The following is a 14,729-nucleotide window of genomic DNA, read 5'->3' as shown; positions in this document are numbered from 1 at the left end:
AAGGGAGCTTCGACATTGCTGGTGCCCTGATCCCTCGGGATCGAGGGTGGGCACCGAGAAACCGAAGCCGCGACAGCGCACCCGTGCGCCGGCGCGGCTGCTGCTGCATTTGACGCAGGGGTTGCCGTTCACTGGACGGGGCCTCGCGCGGATTGGGAAACAAGAATGGCCAACACCACAGACGGTCTCGCCCTGAGCGGTCAGATCGCGCTCGCCACCTCCTTCACCGGCAAGAAGCGCATCCGTAAATCCTTCGGGCGCATCCCCGAAGCGGTGAAGATGCCGAACCTGATCGAGGTTCAGCGCGCCTCCTACGAGCAGTTCCTGCAGCGCGACGTCCTGACGGGACCGCGCAAGGACCAGGGCATCGAGGCCGTGTTCAAGTCGGTGTTCCCGATCAAGGACTTCAACGAACGCGCCGTGCTGGAGTACGTCTCCTACGAGTTCGAACAGCCGAAATACGACGTCGAGGAGTGCATCCAGCGCGACATGACCTATGCCGCGCCGCTGAAGGTCAAGCTGCGCCTGATCGTGTTCGAGGCCGACGAGGAAACCGGTGCCCGCTCGGTCAAGGACATCAAGGAGCAGGACGTCTACATGGGCGACATCCCGCTCATGACCGACAAGGGCACCTTCGTCGTCAACGGCACCGAGCGCGTGATCGTCTCGCAGATGCACCGTTCGCCGGGCGTGTTCTTCGACCACGACAAGGGCAAGACGCACAGCTCGGGCAAGCTGCTGTTCGCCGCCCGCGTGATCCCGTACCGCGGTTCGTGGCTCGACTTCGAATTCGACGCCAAGGACGTGGTCTACGTTCGCATCGACCGTCGCCGCAAACTGCCGGCCACCACCTTCCTCTATGCCCTGGGCATGGACGGCGAGGAGATCCTGCGTACCTTCTACGAGACCGTGCCCTATGAGAAGCGCGGCGAAGGCTGGGTCACCCCCTACAAGGCTGAGCGCTGGAAAGGCGTGAAGCCCGAGTTTGACCTCGTCGACGCCGACACCGGTGAAGTCGTGGCCCAGGCCGGGATGAAGATCAGCGCCCGCGCCGCCAAGAAGCTGGCCGACGGTGGCCTGAAGTCGCTGTCGCTGGCCGCTGACGCCCTGCTGACCAAATATCTGGCCTCAGACGCCGTCAACTACGAGACCGGCGAGATCTACGTCGAGGCCGGCGACGAGCTGGACGCCGAATCGATCGCCCTGCTGGAAGAGCGCGGCTTCACCACCATCGACGTGCTGGACATCGACCACGTCACGGTCGGGGCCTACATGCGCAACACCCTGCGGGTCGACAAGAACAGTGCCCGCGAGGACGCCCTGTTCGACGTCTATCGTGTGATGCGTCCGGGCGAGCCGCCCACCCCGGAAGCCGCCGAAGCCATGTTCAACTCGCTGTTCTTCGACAGCGAACGCTACGACCTGTCGGCCGTCGGCCGGGTCAAGATGAACATGCGTCTCGAGCTGGACGTCTCGGACGAGATCCGCGTCCTGCGCAAGGATGACGTGCTGGAAGTGCTGAAGATCCTGGTCGGCCTGAAGGACGGCCGCGGCGAGATCGACGACATCGACAACCTCGGCAACCGCCGGGTCCGTTCGGTCGGCGAGCTGCTGGAAAACCAGTACCGCGTCGGTCTGCTGCGCATGGAGCGCGCCATCAAGGAGCGCATGTCGTCGGTCGATATCGACACGGTGATGCCGCACGACCTGATCAACGCCAAGCCGGCCGCGGCCTCGGTGCGTGAATTCTTCGGCTCGTCGCAGCTGTCGCAGTTCATGGACCAGACCAACCCGCTGTCCGAGATCACCCACAAGCGTCGCCTTTCGGCGCTTGGCCCCGGCGGTCTGACGCGCGAGCGCGCCGGCTTCGAGGTCCGGGACGTGCACCCGACCCACTACGGCCGCATCTGCCCCATCGAGACCCCGGAAGGCCCGAACATCGGCCTGATCAACTCGCTGGCCACCCACGCGCGGGTCAACAAATACGGCTTCATCGAGAGCCCCTACCGGCGCGTGAAGGACGGCAAGGCCACGGACGAGGTGGTCTACATCTCGGCCATGGAGGAGTCGAAATACACGATCGCCCAGGCCAACATCGTCCTGAACAAGGGCGAGATCGTCGAGGACCTGGTCCCCGGACGGATCAACGGCGAATCCCAGCTGCTGATCAAGGCCGACGTCGACATGATGGACGTGTCGCCGAAACAGGTCGTTTCGGTCGCCGCGGCCCTGATCCCGTTCCTGGAAAACGATGACGCCAACCGGGCCCTGATGGGCGCGAACATGCAGCGTCAGGCTGTGCCCCTGGTCCAGTCGGACGCGCCCCTGGTCGGCACCGGTATGGAATCGGTGGTCGCCGTCGACTCCGGTGCCGTGGTCGTGGCCCGCCGTGACGGTGTCGTCGAACAGATCGACGGTACCCGCATCGTGGTCCGCGCGACCAACGAGCTGGACGCCGGCCGTTCGGGCGTCGACATCTACCGCCTGTCCAAATTCCAGCGGTCCAACCAGTCGACCTGCATCAACCAGCGCCCGATCGTGCGCGTGGGCGATGAGGTCAAGGTCGGTGACGTGATCGCCGACGGCCCGTCGACGGACCTGGGTGAACTGGCCCTGGGGCGCAACGCCCTCGTCGCCTTCATGCCCTGGAACGGCTACAACTTTGAGGACTCGATCCTGATCTCGGAGCGCATCGTGCGCGACGACGTCTTCACCTCGATCCACATCGACGAGTTCGAGGTCATGGCCCGCGACACCAAGCTGGGACCGGAAGAGATCACCCGCGACATTCCCAACGTCGGCGAGGAGGCCCTGCGCAACCTCGACGAGGCGGGCATCGTGGCCATCGGGGCCGAGGTCCAGCCGGGCGACATCCTGTGCGGCAAGGTCACGCCCAAGGGCGAGAGCCCGATGACGCCGGAAGAGAAGCTGCTGCGCGCCATCTTCGGCGAGAAGGCTTCGGACGTCCGCGACACCTCCCTGCGCCTGCCGCCCGGCGTGGCCGGCACCATCGTCGACGTGCGCGTGTTCAACCGTCACGGCGTCGACAAGGACGAGCGCGCCATCGCCATCGAGCGTTCGGAGATCGAACGCCTCGGCAAGGACCGCGACGACGAACTCGCGATCCTGGAGCGCAACGTCTACGGCCGCCTGCAGCCGCTGGTGCTCGGCAAGAACGCCGTCTCGGGTCCGAAGGGCCTGGGCCGCGGCGTCGTCACTGCCGAGAAGATGGCCGAGCTGTCGCGTGGCCTCTGGTGGCAGATCGCCCTCGATGACGAGAAGGCGATGGGCGAGCTGGAAGCCATGAAGAAGCAGTTCGAGGACGCCCGCAAAGCCCTCGACCGCCGCTTCGAGGACAAGGTCGAGAAGCTGCAGCGCGGCGACGAACTGCCCCCGGGCGTGATGAAGATGGTCAAGGTCTTCGTGGCCGTGAAGCGCAAGCTGCAGCCCGGCGACAAGATGGCCGGCCGTCACGGCAACAAGGGTGTCATCTCCAAGATCCTGCCGATCGAGGACATGCCGCACCTGGCCGACGGGACCTCGGTCGACGTCGTTCTGAACCCGCTGGGCGTGCCGTCGCGCATGAACATCGGCCAGATCTTCGAAACCCACCTGGGCTGGGCCGCCGCCGGTCTCGGCAAGCAGATCCAGGGTCTTCTGGAGGCCTGGCAACAGGGCGGCCAGAAGCAGGCGCTGATCGATCACCTGTCGAGCATCTACGGCAAGGATACGCCGCTGCCGCAGGACGAGGACGATCTGGTCGAACTGGCCCGCAACCTGTCCAAGGGCGTTCCGTTCGCCACACCGGTGTTCGACGGTGCCCACATCGTCGACATCGAGGACCTGCTGGAGAAGGCGGGCCTGGATCGGTCCGGTCAGTCGGTCGTCTACGACGGCCAGACCGGCGAGCAGTTCAAGCGTCCGGTCACGGTCGGCTACATCTACATGCTGAAGCTGCACCACCTGGTCGACGACAAGATCCACGCCCGTTCGATCGGACCGTACTCGCTCGTCACCCAGCAGCCGCTGGGCGGCAAGGCCCAGTTCGGTGGTCAGCGCTTCGGGGAGATGGAGGTCTGGGCTCTCGAGGCCTACGGCGCCGCCTACACCCTGCAGGAGATGCTGACGGTCAAATCCGATGACGTCGCCGGCCGGACCAAGGTCTACGAGGCGATTGTCCGTGGTGACGACAGCTTCGAGGCGGGCATTCCCGAGAGCTTCAACGTGCTCGTCAAGGAAATGCGCTCGCTGGGTCTGAACGTGGAGTTGGAGAACAGCTGACCGACCGAATGAACCCTCCCCGCGCGAGCGGGGAGGGACGGTCCCGCGCTCTCTCCATCGTCTCAATATTCGCGGCCTCGCCGCAGAAGGAATCAAGATGAACCAGGAAGTCCTGAACATCTTCAACCCGCTCCCGGTCACTCCGACCTTCGACCAGATCAAGATCGCCCTGGCGTCGCCGGAGAAGATCCGGTCGTGGTCGTTCGGTGAGATCAAGAAGCCGGAAACAATCAACTACCGGACGTTCAAGCCCGAGCGTGACGGCCTGTTCTGCGCGCGTATCTTTGGCCCGACCAAGGACTACGAATGCCTGTGCGGCAAGTACAAGCGCATGAAGTACAAGGGCATTATCTGCGAGAAATGCGGCGTTGAGGTCACCCTGGCCCGCGTGCGGCGCGAGCGGATGGGCCATATCGAACTGGCCAGCCCGACCGCCCACATCTGGTTCCTGAAGTCGCTGCCGTCGCGCATCTCGCTGATGCTGGACATGGCCCTGAAGGACGTCGAGCGGGTTCTGTATTTCGAGAACTATATCGTCACCGAGCCGGGCCTGACCCCGCTGAAGCAGGGCCAGCTCCTGACGGAAGACGAGTACTACCGGTACCAGGACGAGTTCGGCGATGACGGCTTCACCGCCGAGATCGGTGCCGAGGCCGTGCGCAACCTGCTGATGGGGATCGACCTCCACGCCGAGGCCGAACGTCACCGCGGTGAGCTGGCCGACAGCCCGTCGGAGATGAAGGCCAAGAAGGCGTCCAAGCGCCTGAAGCTGATCGAGGCCTTCCTCGACTCGGGCAACAAGCCCGAGTGGATGGTGCTGACGGTCGTGCCGGTCATCCCGCCGGAACTGCGCCCGCTGGTGCCGCTGGACGGTGGCCGTTTCGCCACCTCCGACCTGAACGACCTGTATCGCCGGGTCATCAACCGCAACAACCGCCTCAAGCGGCTGATGGAGCTCCGCGCGCCGGACATCATCATCCGCAACGAAAAGCGGATGCTGCAGGAGTCGGTCGACGCCCTGTTCGACAACGGCCGTCGCGGCCGGGTCATCACCGGTGCCAACAAGCGCCCCCTGAAGTCGCTCGCCGACATGCTCAAGGGCAAGCAGGGCCGCTTCCGTCAGAACCTTCTCGGCAAGCGCGTCGACTATTCGGGCCGTTCGGTCATCGTCGTGGGTCCGGACCTCAAGCTGCACGAGTGCGGCCTGCCCAAGAAGATGGCGCTCGAGCTGTTCAAGCCGTTCATCTATGCGCGCCTTGACGCCAAGGGCCTGTCGGGCACCGTCAAACAGTCGAAGCGCATGGTCGAGCGCGAACAGCCCCAGGTGTGGGACATCCTCGAAGAGGTGATCCGCGAGCACCCGGTGATGCTGAACCGCGCGCCGACGCTGCACCGTCTGGGCATCCAGGCGTTCGAGCCCAAGCTGATCGAGGGCAAGGCCATCCAGCTGCACCCGCTGGTCTGCGCCGCCTTCAACGCCGACTTCGACGGCGACCAGATGGCCGTTCACGTGCCGCTGAGCCTCGAGGCCCAGCTGGAAGCGCGCGTCCTGATGATGTCGACCAACAACATCCTGTCGCCCGCCAACGGCAAGCCGATCATCGTGCCCTCGCAGGATATCGTGCTGGGTCTCTACTACCTGTCGCTGGTCAAGGACGGTGAGCCGGGTGAAGGCAAGCTGTTCGCCAACATGGGCGAGATCGATGCGGCCCTCGACGGCGGCGTCGTGTCCCTGCACACCAAGATCAAGGCGCGCTGGACCGAACAGGACGCCGAAGGCAAGGTCGTGACCAAGGTCATCGACAGCACGCCGGGCCGGATGAAGCTGGGTGCCCTGCTGCCGCAGAACCCGAACGTCGGCTACCGCCTGCTCGAGAAGAACCTGACCAAGAAGGAAATCGGCAATCTGATCGACGTGGTCTATCGCCACTGCGGTCAGAAGGCGACGGTGATCTTCGCCGACCAGATGATGGGCCTGGGCTTCCGTGAAGCTGCCAAGGCCGGCATTTCGTTCGGCAAGGATGACATCGTGATCCCGGCCAAGAAGGTCGAGATCGTCGCCGAGACCCGAACCCTGGTCGAGGAATACGAGCAGCAATACGCGGACGGCCTGATCACCAAGGGCGAGAAGTACAACAAGGTCGTTGACGCCTGGGCCAAGGCCACGGACCGGGTCGCCGACGAGATGATGGCCGAGATCGCGCAGCCGCGCGTTCTGCTCAAGGGCCAGGCCCCGGACATCAACTCGGTGTTCATGATGGCCAACTCCGGTGCCCGGGGTTCGCAGGCCCAGATGAAGCAGCTGGGCGGCATGCGCGGCCTGATGGCCAAGCCCTCGGGCGAGATCATCGAGACCCCGATCGTGTCGAACTTCAAGGAAGGCCTGACCGTCCTCGAGTACTTCAACTCCACCCACGGGGCCCGTAAGGGTCTGGCCGACACCGCGCTGAAGACCGCCAACTCGGGTTATCTGACCCGTCGTCTGGTGGACGTGGCGCAGGATTCGATCGTCACCGAGGAGGACTGCGGTTCGACCCGGGGCATCACCCTGCGTGCCGTGGTCGAGGGCGGTGACGTCCTCGTCTCCCTGGGCCAGCGGGTCCTGGGTCGCTATGCGGCCGAGGACATCAAGGAGCCGGGTGGCGACAAGGTCCTGTTCAAGGCCGACACCTATCTGGAAGAGGAAGAGGTCGACCTGCTCGACTCCGCCGGCGTCCAGTCGGTCAAGGTCCGCTCGGGCCTGACCTGCGAGGCGGAAGCCGGTATCTGCGGCATGTGCTACGGCCGTGACCTGGCGCGCGGCACCAACGTCAACATCGGCGAAGCGGTGGGCGTTATCGCCGCCCAGTCGATCGGCGAGCCCGGCACCCAGCTGACGATGCGGACCTTCCACATCGGTGGTACGGCCCAGGTGGCGGAAACCTCCTTCTACGAGGCGACCAACCCCGGGACCGTCCGGATCTCGGGCCCGACCGTCAAGGCGGCGCACGGCGATCTGGTGGCGATGAGCCGCAACGTCGTGATCACCATCGTCGTCGACGGCAAGGATCGCGAAAGCCACAAGGTCCCCTACGGTGCCCGTCTGCGGGTGCTGGAAGGCTCCGAGGCCAAGAAGAACCAGCGTCTGGCCGAGTGGGACCCCTACACCAGCCCGATCCTGACCGAAGTCGGTGGCGCGATCCGGTTCGAGGACCTGGTCGAGGGTCTGTCCGTCAAGGAAGAGACCGACGAGGCCACGGGTATCGCCCAGCGCGTCGTCTCCGACTGGCGGGCCAGCCCGCGGGGGGCGGACCTCCGTCCCGCGCTCGGCGTCATCAACGGCGAAAGCTATGCCAAGCTGGCCTCGGGTTCGGAAGCCCGTTACCTGCTGCCGGTCGGCGCGGTTCTGTCCGTGTCCAACGGTGACCAGGTCAAGCCGGGTGAGGTCATCGCCCGTGTCCCGACCGAGGGTGCCAAGACCCGCGACATCACCGGCGGTCTGCCGCGGGTGGCCGAGCTGTTCGAGGCCCGTCGTCCCAAGGACTGCGCGGTCATCGCCGAGATGGACGGTCGCGTTGAATTCGGACGCGACTACAAGAACAAGCGCCGCATCAAGATCACGCCGGAGCCGGATGCCGATGGCAACCAGGCCGAGCCCGTCGAGTTCCTGATCCCGAAGGGCAAGCACATCTCCGTCCACGACGGCGATCTGATCCAGAAGGGCGACTACATCATCGACGGCAACCCGGATCCGCACGATCTGCTGCGTATCCAGGGTGTCGAGGCGCTGGCGGAGTATCTCGTCAACGAAGTGCAGGAAGTCTATCGCCTCCAGGGCGTGCCGATTAACGACAAGCACATCGAGGTTATCGTCCGTCAGATGCTGCAGAAGGTCGAGATTCTCGACTCCGGCGAGACCACCCTGATCCGTGGCGACACGGTCGAGGTGGCGGAAGCCGTGGCCGAGAACCTCAAGGTCGAGAAGCGCAAGGGCCGTCAGGCCATCACCCAGCCGGTCCTGCTGGGCATCACCAAGGCGTCGCTGCAAACCCGCAGCTTCATCTCGGCGGCGTCCTTCCAGGAGACCACCCGCGTCCTCACCGACGCCTCGGTCAACGGCAAGGTCGATACGCTGGAAGGCCTGAAGGAGAACGTCATCGTCGGCCGCCTGATCCCGGCGGGTACCGGTGCCTATCTCCGCAGCCTGCAGAAGATCGCCAACGAGCGTGACGCCAAGCTGACCAAGACCCGCGAAGCCGCGGTCGAGCCGCTGCCGGCCGATCTGGCGCTGGAGCTGGAGAGCAGCGGCAGCTGATCTTCCGGTCACGGAAGAGACTGAAGGGGCGGCTCCGGTGACGGGGCCGCCCTTTTTCTCTGGAAGTTACGCCAGGCTCGCCGAGCCTCGCTGTTTGAGCGCGCGCCCGGGTCGACAACGTCGGACCCTTCGATCCCGCGTGACGGGTTTTGTGGCCAAGTTACAAATTCAAGTTGACTGAACCCCTTGGGTTTCCGATCCTCTTTGAAGCCCAATCCGGGCCAGGGAGGGATTGACCATGTCGACCAATGAACAGCGCGTGCTGACCAACCTAGAGATCGCCAGCGTGAGTGGTGCCAATGGCGTGATCGCGGGCCCGAACGGCGAAGGCTGCATTCCGCCGATCGTCATCGGCCCTGAAATCAAGATGCCGATTATCTTCCCCGATCCGCTGGAAGTGTCGGGCCCGAACTGAGTGCGTCACCACCGGGGCGGGACCGGACGTTCGGGTCCCGCCCCGGTTCTATCTGGCTGCGAAACGGTGACCAGGGCGTCACCGCCGTTAAGGCGGCGCTTGGCGTTGTAACGGCCTCATGACGAACCAGGTCGGACACGGTGAGGCTTGGCCCTTGCAACTGAAACGAAAGCTTACCTTGACGAACTGAACACACGGCCGCAACCTGGATTTGTGATCCGGATCGCGTATTTCAACTTATAGCTGATGGAGGGAAGCCATGACGGCTCCTGCTTGGGACGTGCGTGAACTGAATATGTTTGAGATCGATGCCGTAAGCGGCGCGGGCGATGTAGACTGGCGCAGTGTCGGTGTGGCCACCATTGGCGGTGCCGCGGGCGGTGCTGTCGGCGGCTTGTTTACGGGTTCGTTGGTCGGAGCGGCGGCAGGCGGTGTTGGTGCCGTCCCAGGCGGGCTGTTCGGAGCGGCTGTCGGCTTGATCGGTGGGGGACTGGCTGGCGGAGTCACGTCTATCGTCGTTCAAGTGCTTTCAGACGAGTGAAATAGATTGAAGAAGATCAGCGGTCGCCTCCGCGACCGCTGATTCCTCGAGATGGAGAATCTCAAATGAAGCTGATCGTGATTGCTGTACTGATTGGCGCCGTGGCCGGTTTGGTGGGCGGAATTTGCCTCGCGCTGTTCTTTCCGGAAGCGCCTGTTGAAGCAGCAGGCATTGTCGGAGCGGTCGTCGGCGCTTGCGTTGGCGCGCTCGGAGGAAGGCGCTCTGCGTCACGGCTTCCGTAAGGTTCACCGGCTTCGGCCAGAACGTCCTTTGAGTGTCAGGGCCATGACCCGACGCTCCACACTGTTTGCGTTCGCACTGTTCTTTCGGGCCGTGGGCATGCGCAGTAAACAGCCGGAAACAGAGATTCCGTGTCGCCCCAGAATTCGACGGCACGGGGGCCCGCATCGTTCGGAGGCACTGCTAGCCAAGTGCCGGCCAGGTGATGGCTGAGCCTCCAGCCTCATTCCCGGCGCGAGCGGCCCTGCCGCCTGATCGCCGTCCTCCCCTTCAGCGCGGCCCGTCGCGGCGGTTGGTGCGGATATTCTCGGTCGAGTCCGGGCGCAGGGACGGGTCCATGTGGGCCCCGGCGACGCCCATGCCGAAATTCGATCCGACCCCGTCGGTGGGGCCGACGATGCCGATGCCGCCGGACAGCGGACGGCGCAGCTTCTCATAGGCGGCTAGGGCCTGGGCCCCTTCGGCGGCGAAGCGGGCGTCGCGCCGGGGATCGCCGGTGCCGCGGATCGGGGCCGCGCCGAGCGCGGCCGCGCCGAATCGCGCGTCGCAGGCGGTGCGTTCGGCTTCGGTCAGCCGACCGGGCGGCAGGTTGCAGCCTCCGGCGCGCAGTCCAGGGCCCGCGACGGCGGCCCGGGGGCGGACGCGCCAGCGGTCATCGACCGGTGGGGCATCGAGGGCGGGCAGGGCCTGACGCGGCACCGGCGGGGCCGGGCGGGTCTCGTCCTCCTCGGGTCGGCGCGCGGACGGGGTGACGGACGTCGCGGCCGCGGTCCGCTCGGGCGGGACGGTGCGCGGCGGCGTCGGCACCCGGACCCGCTCGTTCGGCAGCAACGGCCGGGGCTCAAGCCGCAGCGGAATGAACACGCGCGGCACGGCGACGGGATCGAGGCCGCCGACGCCGACGGCGGTCAGGGCCAGATAGCCCAGCACCAGGCCGTGCAGGGCCGCGGACGCCGCGACAAGGGCGGGCGTGCGCCAGCGTTCGCGTCCCGGTCGTTGCAGCCTCGCCAGCCCAGCCATTGATCCCCCACCCGTCGGCGTCCAGATAGGCGGGTGAGCGTGGCGGTATTGGGGCTGGTCCGGCTCAGGCATGACGGTGGGGAATGATCAGACTTGTCGGAATCACGCTCGGTCTGGCCACGCTGATGGTCTCGACGACCCCCGCATGGGGCACATCTCCACCACTCCGATGCCGTCGGGTGGAGGAGGCTGTGGTTGTGGTCGCCTGCATCGTCCAGGCCGACGGGACAGTGGCCGAATGCGAGGTCGTTCGTGAGACGGCACCCGGCTGCGGCTATGCCGAGAAGGCGCTCGCCGGTGTGGCCAAGGCAAGGCTTCGGTCCAACGACACATGGCAGCCCGGCGAGACGATCGAATTCACGATGCGGTTTCGCAACCCGTGACGGCCCCATGCTTGACCTGACGGCGGTCAAAGCGTAAACGGCGCGGACTTTCGAGGACTGACGGTTCGCCGCCGGTCCGGGATCGTGACAATTTAGCGGACGGGCTGTGCCCGCCGGAACGCCCGAAGCGCGCGTTCCGGTTTTTTCGTTTGGTCGCGCCCCATCTCGGAAACCAAACCCCGGGGGGCGCCGTCAGGCGGTCTCCAAAAGAAGGCATCCGAGGCGCCCCGGCCGACAGGCACACGCCTCCATCGATTGAAAGAGACGAGTTCTTAATGCCCACGATCAACCAGCTGATCCGCAAGCCGCGCCAACCCAAGCCGGTCCACAACAAGGTTCCGGCCCTGAAGGGCTGCCCGCAACGCCGCGGCGTCTGCACCCGCGTCTATACGACGACCCCGAAGAAGCCCAACTCGGCTCTGCGTAAGGTCGCCAAGGTGCGTCTGACCACCGGCATCGAAGCCGTGTGCTACATCCCCGGCGAGGGCCACAATCTGCAGGAGCACTCGGTTGTGCTGATCCGCGGCGGCCGCGTCAAAGACCTTCCCGGCGTTCGCTACCACATCCTGCGCGGCGTGCTCGATACGCAAGGCGTCAAGGACCGCAAGCAGCGTCGTTCGCACTACGGCACCAAGCGCCCGAAATAAGCGACCGCTTCATTCCATTCGCCGGTTTCCACCGGCCGTCCGCCACCGATTTAGAAGGCCAACTCCATGTCCCGTCGTCACCGCGCCCAGAAGCGCGAAGTTCTGCCGGATCCCAAGTTCAAGGATCTGATCGTCACCAAATTCATGAATTACGTCATGTACGAGGGCAAGAAGGCCGTCGCCGAGAACATCGTCTACGGGGCCTTCGAGATCCTGGCCGACAAGAAGAAAGAGCAGGAGCCGGTCGTCACCTTCCACACCGCTCTGGACAACGTGGCTCCGGCCGTCGAGGTCCGCTCGCGTCGTGTCGGTGGTGCCACCTATCAGGTTCCGGTCGAGGTGCGCCCCGAGCGTCGCCGCGCCCTGGCCATCCGCTGGCTGGTCAATGCCGCGCGCAAGCGCGGTGAGAACACCATGACCGAGAAGTTGGCCGCCGAGCTGCTGGACGCCTCGAACAACCGCGGTACCGCGGTCAAGAAGCGCGAAGACACCCACAAGATGGCCGAAGCGAACCGCGCCTTCAGCCACTATCGCTGGTAGGCGCCTTCAAAGCGCCACCCGCAATCCCTATCTGAGACTATCCGGCGCGGGCGGTTTGAGCTAAATCGCCCGCGCCTGTTTATCCGCACAGACCGATATTTCCCGAGGGCGCGAAACGCGTCCTGAACTCACTTCAAGGCACGCTATCATGGCCCGTATCAACAAGATCGAGGACTACCGCAACTTCGGCATCATGGCCCACATCGACGCGGGCAAGACGACGACGACCGAGCGGATTCTCTACTACACCGGCAAGTCCCACAAGATCGGCGAAGTCCACGACGGCGCCGCGACCATGGACTGGATGGACCAGGAGCAGGAGCGGGGGATCACGATCACCTCGGCTGCCACGACCGCTTTCTGGAAAGAGAAGCGCCTCAACATCATCGACACCCCCGGCCACGTGGACTTCACCATTGAGGTCGAACGTTCGCTGCGCGTGCTCGACGGTGCCGTGACCGTGCTGGACGGCAACGCCGGCGTTGAGCCCCAGACCGAGACCGTCTGGCGCCAGGCCGACAAGTACCGCGTGCCGCGCATCGTCTTCGTCAACAAGATGGACAAGATCGGCGCCGACTTCGACGCCTCGGTCCAGTCGATCCGGGACCGCCTCGGTGCCAAGGCCGTGCCGATCCAGTTCCCGATCGGTTCGGAGAGCTCGCTGTCGGGTCTGGTCGACATCGTCGCCATGAATTCGGTGATCTGGGACAACGACGCCCTGGGGGCCAATTTCACCGTCGGCCCGATCCCGGCCGATCTGATGGACAAGGCCGTGGCCGCCCGTCAGTACCTGATCGACAACGCCGTCGAGCTCGACGACGAAGCCATGGAAGCCTACCTCGACGGCACCGAGCCCTCGCTGGAAGTGCTGAAGAAATGCATCCGCAAGGCCGTTCTGACCGGTGCCTTCTATCCGATCCTGTGTGGCTCGGCCTTCAAGAACAAGGGCGTCCAGACCCTGCTTGACGCCGTGGTCGACTATCTGCCGTCGCCGGTCGACATTCCGCCGACGCCGGGCATCGATTTCCGCACCGAAGAGCCGGTCGTGCGTCGCGCCTCGGACGACGAGCCCCTGTCGGTCCTCGCGTTCAAGATCATGGACGACCCCTTCGTCGGCTCGCTGACCTTCTGCCGCATCTACTCCGGCAAGATGGAAACCGGCATGGGCCTGCTGAACTCCAGCCGCGACCGCAAGGAACGTGTCGGCCGCATGCTGCTGATGCACTCCAACGACCGTCAGGACATCAAGGAAGCCTACGCCGGCGACATCGTCGCCCTGGCCGGCCTGAAGGACACCCGCACCGGCGACACCCTGTGCGATCCGACCAAGTCGCCCGTCATCCTCGAGAAGATGGAATTCCCGGCCCCGGTGATCGAGATCTCGGTCGAGCCCAAGACCAAGGCCGACCAGGAGAAGCTGGGCGTCGCCCTGGCCAAGCTGGCCTCGGAAGATCCCTCCTTCACCGTCTCGACCGATCACGAGTCCGGCCAGACCATCCTCAAGGGGATGGGCGAGCTGCACCTCGACATCAAGATCGACATCCTGCGCCGCACCTACAAGGTCGACGCGACCATCGGCCAGCCGCAGGTCGCCTATCGTGAAAGCCTCGGCCGCAAGGTCGACATCGACTACACCCACAAGAAGCAGACCGGTGGTACGGGCCAGTTCGCCCGCGTCATGATCACCTTTGAACCCGGTGAACCCGGTTCGGGCTTCGTGTTCGAGAACTCGATCGTCGGCGGTGCCGTGCCCAAGGAATACATCCCGGGCGTCCAGAAGGGTCTCGAGTCCATCAAGGACGGCGGCCTGCTGGCCGGCTTCCCGCTGATCGACTTCAAGGCGACCCTGACGGACGGCAAATACCACGACGTCGACTCCAGCGTGCTGGCGTTCGAAATCGCGGCCCGTGCCGCCTTCCGCGAACTGAAGGAAAAGGGCGCGCCCAAGCTGCTCGAGCCGATCATGGCGGTCGAGGTCGTGACCCCCGAGGACTACCTCGGTTCGGTCATCGGCGACCTGAACGGCCGTCGCGGCATGATCCAGGGTCAGGACATGCGCGGTAACGCCACCGTCGTGAACGCCTTCGTGCCGCTGGCCAACATGTTCGGCTATGTGAACACGCTTCGCGGCATGTCGCAGGGCCGCGCCCAGTTCACCATGCAGTACGACCACTATGAGCCGGTGCCGCAGCACGTCGCCGACGAAGTGATCAAGAAATACGCCTAAACCCCTGTGTTCCGGACAGGCCCCGCCTGTCCGGATCCCCTGAAAACCCAAGGTAAGCCCCCTGTTCAGGGGACGGAGAGAAGAGAATGGCCAAGGAAAAGTTCGAACGTAACAAGCCGCATTGCAACATCGGCACGATTG

General features: G+C 64.9%; 10 protein-coding genes. 9 read left to right on the top strand and 1 reads right to left on the bottom strand.

The genetic code is table 11. The annotated features are described in order from the left end of the window. Positions 1-165: 165 nt before the first annotated feature. From rpoB to AACZ75_RS15250, 5 genes are all read left to right on the top strand, one after another. Positions 166-4,281: a DNA-directed RNA polymerase subunit beta gene (rpoB, locus tag AACZ75_RS15270; protein WP_339874029.1), complete on the top strand. Its 4,116-nt coding sequence runs from the start codon at positions 166-168 to the stop codon at positions 4,279-4,281. A gap of 97 nt (positions 4,282-4,378) precedes the next feature. Continuing rightward, on the top strand, positions 4,379-8,575 hold the full coding sequence (gene rpoC, locus AACZ75_RS15265) for a DNA-directed RNA polymerase subunit beta' (RefSeq protein ID WP_339874027.1): 4,197 nt from the start codon (positions 4,379-4,381) through the stop codon (positions 8,573-8,575). A 238-nt stretch (positions 8,576-8,813) separates the two neighbouring features. Further along, entirely contained in the window at positions 8,814-8,990 is a 177-nt protein-coding gene (locus AACZ75_RS15260) for a hypothetical protein (RefSeq protein ID WP_339874026.1), read from the top strand. Between the two features lie 259 nt (positions 8,991-9,249). Beyond that, positions 9,250-9,531, top strand: a complete 282-nt coding sequence (locus AACZ75_RS15255) for a hypothetical protein (protein WP_339874025.1) — start codon at positions 9,250-9,252, stop codon at positions 9,529-9,531. Positions 9,532-9,596: 65 nt separating this feature from the next. After that, positions 9,597-9,773, top strand: coding sequence for a hypothetical protein (locus AACZ75_RS15250; RefSeq protein ID WP_339874024.1), 177 nt, complete (start codon positions 9,597-9,599; stop codon positions 9,771-9,773). Positions 9,774-10,041: 268 nt separating this feature from the next. Here AACZ75_RS15250 and AACZ75_RS15245 read toward each other — a convergent pair whose 3' ends face one another. Further along, complete coding sequence (locus tag AACZ75_RS15245; RefSeq protein ID WP_339874023.1) at positions 10,042-10,791, bottom strand: hypothetical protein; 750 nt, start codon at positions 10,789-10,791, stop codon at positions 10,042-10,044. An 83-nt stretch (positions 10,792-10,874) separates the two neighbouring features. On the opposite strand from AACZ75_RS15245, the gene AACZ75_RS15240 reads away from it, so the two are divergent. The 4 genes from AACZ75_RS15240 (at position 10,875) to fusA (ending at position 14,588) form a co-directional block, all read left to right on the top strand. Next, positions 10,875-11,174, top strand: a complete 300-nt coding sequence (locus AACZ75_RS15240; protein WP_339874021.1) for a hypothetical protein — start codon at positions 10,875-10,877, stop codon at positions 11,172-11,174. Positions 11,175-11,449: 275 nt separating this feature from the next. After that, on the top strand, positions 11,450-11,821 hold the full coding sequence (gene rpsL / locus AACZ75_RS15235; protein WP_339874019.1) for a 30S ribosomal protein S12: 372 nt from the start codon (positions 11,450-11,452) through the stop codon (positions 11,819-11,821). A gap of 66 nt (positions 11,822-11,887) precedes the next feature. Further along, complete coding sequence (rpsG, locus tag AACZ75_RS15230; protein ID WP_300446425.1) at positions 11,888-12,361, top strand: 30S ribosomal protein S7; 474 nt, start codon at positions 11,888-11,890, stop codon at positions 12,359-12,361. Between the two features lie 148 nt (positions 12,362-12,509). Continuing rightward, the gene (gene fusA, locus AACZ75_RS15225; protein ID WP_339874015.1) at positions 12,510-14,588 is read left to right on the top strand and encodes an elongation factor G; all 2,079 of its coding nucleotides are present in this window, start codon (positions 12,510-12,512) and stop codon (positions 14,586-14,588) included. Positions 14,589-14,729: the final 141 nt, after the last annotated feature.

Origin of the sequence: uncultured Brevundimonas sp. (assembly GCF_963975535.1) — a bacterium.
Classification (GTDB): Bacteria; Pseudomonadota; Alphaproteobacteria; order Caulobacterales; family Caulobacteraceae; genus Brevundimonas.
Note: the sequence above shows the minus strand (reverse complement) of the source record. Positions and strands in the feature narration are given on the sequence as shown.

Bases quoted from the DNA above. Each gene is read 5' to 3' on its own strand.
- AACZ75_RS15250 (WP_339874024.1), top strand. From the start codon at position 9,597: ATGAAGCTGATCGTGATTGCTGTACTGATTGGCGCCGTGGCCGGTTTG.
- AACZ75_RS15245 (WP_339874023.1), bottom strand. From the start codon at position 10,791: ATGGCTGGGCTGGCGAGGCTGCAACGACCGGGACGCGAACGCTGGCGC.
- AACZ75_RS15260 (WP_339874026.1), top strand. From the start codon at position 8,814: ATGTCGACCAATGAACAGCGCGTGCTGACCAACCTAGAGATCGCCAGC.
- rpoB (WP_339874029.1), top strand. From the start codon at position 166: ATGGCCAACACCACAGACGGTCTCGCCCTGAGCGGTCAGATCGCGCTC.
- rpsG (WP_300446425.1), top strand. From the start codon at position 11,888: ATGTCCCGTCGTCACCGCGCCCAGAAGCGCGAAGTTCTGCCGGATCCC.
- AACZ75_RS15255 (WP_339874025.1), top strand. From the start codon at position 9,250: ATGACGGCTCCTGCTTGGGACGTGCGTGAACTGAATATGTTTGAGATC.
- AACZ75_RS15240 (WP_339874021.1), top strand. From the start codon at position 10,875: ATGATCAGACTTGTCGGAATCACGCTCGGTCTGGCCACGCTGATGGTC.
- rpsL (WP_339874019.1), top strand. From the start codon at position 11,450: ATGCCCACGATCAACCAGCTGATCCGCAAGCCGCGCCAACCCAAGCCG.
- fusA (WP_339874015.1), top strand. From the start codon at position 12,510: ATGGCCCGTATCAACAAGATCGAGGACTACCGCAACTTCGGCATCATG.
- rpoC (WP_339874027.1), top strand. From the start codon at position 4,379: ATGAACCAGGAAGTCCTGAACATCTTCAACCCGCTCCCGGTCACTCCG.